2 protein-coding genes are annotated in these 3,110 nt (G+C 74.7%); both read right to left on the bottom strand.

Annotation, left to right across the window (positions count from 1 at the left end; all coding sequences use genetic code 11):
* Positions 1 to 1,473 (bottom strand): AAA family ATPase (locus IH00_RS0103275; protein ID WP_158827656.1); only part of this gene is annotated, 1,473 nt, incomplete at its 3' end.
* Between the two features lie 157 nt (positions 1,474 to 1,630).
* Complete coding sequence (locus tag IH00_RS0103270) at positions 1,631 to 2,761, bottom strand: hypothetical protein (RefSeq protein ID WP_031069319.1); 1,131 nt, start codon at positions 2,759 to 2,761, stop codon at positions 1,631 to 1,633.
* Between the last annotated feature and the right edge of the window lie 349 nt (positions 2,762 to 3,110).

Raw genomic sequence — 3,110 nt, 5'->3', positions numbered from 1 at the left:
GGGCACGGTCTCCGCCGTGGCCGCCGCTTCGGCGAGCACGGCGGCGCGGGCCGCGAGTTTCAGGCTCAGCGGGTGGCCGCCCACCCGGTCGGCCAGCAGCCGGGCCAGCTCCGGGTCGGCCACGCCGCACGACTCCAGCAGCCCCACGGCCGCCTCCGGAGGGAGCTCGGGGAGTTCCAAGGCGTGCGAGGCCACCGTCTGCGCCGGATGCCCCACGGGTGCCCGGCCCGAGACGAGGACGCGGGTCCGCGGGTAGACGCTGCAGAGTGCGGTGTACATGGACCAGAGACGGCCGAGCACCGGCGAGGCGCGGTACTGCGCCTCCTCGAACGAGTCCAGGACGAGGACGAACGGCGCCCCCGCCTGCCCGGCCCCGGTGACCGCCCGCGACATGACCTCCGCGACGCCCCGCATCAGGGCGGTCTCCCGCTCGGCGGCCAGCAGGTGGAACTCCTGCGACGAGCGGCGGCCGAGCACGGCCCGTGTGGTGGCGAGCCGGTGCAGCTGACTCACCCGCTCCTGGCCCTCCCGCTCGCTGCCCGCGACCTCCTGGCACTCGTCCGCCAGGGCCTCCAGGTCGGCGCGGTGCGACGGGTACTGGACGCCCAGCTGCCGGGCCATCTCGGCGATGAGGGTGATCGGTTCGTGCACCGAGAGCGTGGGGCGCTCGTAGTCGATGTACGCGAACGGGAACCCCGGCGCCAGGTGGTGGACGCCGTCCAGCAGGAAGCGGGCGAGCAGGGTGCTCTTGCCGATGCCACCGGGTCCGTGGACCACGAGGGGACCGGTGGGCGCTCCGGGTTCGGCGGGCCCTTCCGGGCCGGCGGGTGCTGCGGTCAGCCCGGTGTAGGCGCCCAGTGCCCGCAGTTCGCCGGTGCGCCCGAGGAACGGCCCCTGCGCGAGCCGCTCCAGCGGCTCCAGCAGCCTGGCCCGGTCCAGGGCGCGGGTGACGTCCGCGGAGTCGGGCAGCCCCGTCACCCCCGGCACGCGGGAGAGCCACAACACCGCCTGGAGCGTGTCGGCCAGCTCGTCGGCGCTCTGCCGCGCCAGGTCGGGCGGGCGGCCCGACAGATGGGCCAGGCACACCTGCTCGGGGCCGGGCTCGTCGGCGAACTGGTGGGCGTTGCACTCCAGGAGCCGCAGCGCGGTCCCGGGGCCGTCGAGGCCGGCCAGCACCTCCTCCCGCACCGAGGGCTTGAGGGTCCACAGGCCGCTGGCGCGGCCGCCGACGGCGGTGCAGTCGTCGAGGAGTTCCAGCGTCGCGTACCCGGCGGGCCCGGCGGCGTCCGGCAGCCTGAGCCGTTGCGGGTCGAACCGGCTGAGCAGGGCGGCGGCCCGGCGATAGGTCCGGCGTGCGTCCGCCACGGCGGGCGCGCCGCGCTCCTGGCCGGTACGCAGCTCCTCGCGCAGCCGGGCGGCGAACAGGTCGCGCAGCCCGGCGGCGCCGGAAGCCACGGCGGCGCCGGAAGCCACGGCGGAGCCCTTCGTACCGGCGGAACCCTCCGAACCCGCGGCACCGGCGCCATCATTACCACCTGCGGCAGCAGCGGAACCCGCCGCACCCGTGCCCCCCACCGCACCGGCGGCACCTACCGCACCCGGCGCGGACCGGTCGGGACCGCGGATGCCGTCAGAGGGCCCGGTAGACACGGATCGCCCCCTCCGCCGCCGTACAGAGCCTGCGCATGTAGCTCTCGCCGCCGCCCTGCTCGGCGGCGCGCAGTACCTCCTCGACAGCCACGTCCACCAGCGCGGTGACCGCCGCGTCCCGGGACGGCCCCGCGGGCAGGGAGCTCACCGCGGCGGACGGGCACTCGCGGAAGTACTGCTCGAAGAAGGCACGCAGATCGGCGCGGTCCGCGACCCTCGCGGTGTCGCGGCACACACTGCCGCGCACGTCGTAGGGCAGTTGGCGCATCGCGGGCCCGTACCCGAGGAGGACCAGGCGGGGCGCCTGGTCGCCCCGTACCGCGGCGTGCTCGTAGATGGCGAGGGCCAGCTGTCCGATGAGGTCCCACACGTCGGAGCCCGCGTCGAGCTTGTCGCACTCGTCGAGCACCAGCCAGAAGGTGTCCTCCGCGTCGGTGGCCCGGCGCACCACCCAGTGGACGGCGTCCTCGACGGACGGCAGCAGGTCGTCGAGTTCCGCGGCGCCGAACGGCGCGACCGCGTCGCGCGGCTCGGTGACGAACTCGGCGAGCCGTCGCACCACGCGGGTGGCGGTCGAGGTGGGGGAGAGGGTGACCCGCGCGGGACGGAAGCCGCTGTGCTGCCCGACGTGCCGGATCAGGCGGTACGTGTACGACCGGCCGCTGTCCGGCTCGCCGTCGACCATCAGCACCGATGTGTCCGGGTCGTGGACGAAGCGGCGCAGGGTCTCCCGCAGGTCCTGGCGGTCGATGAACGCCTCGGTGCCGTTCTTGAGGACGAGGGTGCGGAAACTGTCCTGGGAGGTGTGGATGCTCAGGTCCTCCCTCAGGCGGTCCAGGAACTCGTGCGCCTTGGCTACCTCGGGCCGGACGGACAGGCGGTCGGTCGCGGCGACGGCCTCGACGAGCAGCAGCTGGCGCTCGATGTCCCGGCGGCACGCGTGGACGAGCGCGCGGGCGTTCTCACCGCTGACCGCGGTCAGCGGCAGCGCGGCGACGAAGTCCGGGGGGAATCCCGCCTGGGCGAGTCCGGTGTACGGATCGGTCGTGTCCAGGAGGTACTCGCGCACCCACAGGGTCACGAGGTCCCATTCCGTTTCGGCCAGAGGCATGCGGCCACCTATCAGAGCGGAGAGGTCGCCTCTCTCCCCCCTCTTTGTCATATTCACACCCAACCCAGGCCCCCGCAAGGCGGTCGCGAGCCGTCCACCACACGCCCGTCCACCTGCGCTTTCGACAGCCGGCGACGGTCGGCGGGCACCCTGCCGGGGCATCGGACGCGCAAGGTGATCGCCCGCCGGGCACGGACGCCACCCGAACAGCCGGGTTCGGCCGGGCGCGGCCCATGGAACGCATCGGAGCGGCACGCGTCCCGTTTCGTGCGGCCCGCGCGCCTCGTACGGGCCCGTACGAGAGGGGACGGCCCGACGTCCCCACCCCGCCCGCATCCCGCCCCCACCC

Origin of the sequence: Streptomyces sp. NRRL S-118 (genome assembly GCF_000716335.1) — a bacterium.
In the GTDB taxonomy this organism is placed as follows: Bacteria; Actinomycetota; Actinomycetes; order Streptomycetales; family Streptomycetaceae; genus Streptomyces.
This window is presented reverse-complemented; position numbering and strand designations above follow the sequence as displayed.

Coding starts and splice junctions, on each gene's coding strand:
- IH00_RS0103270 (WP_031069319.1), bottom strand. CDS start 2,761: ATGCCTCTGGCCGAAACGGAATGGGACCTCGTGACCCTGTGGGTGCGC.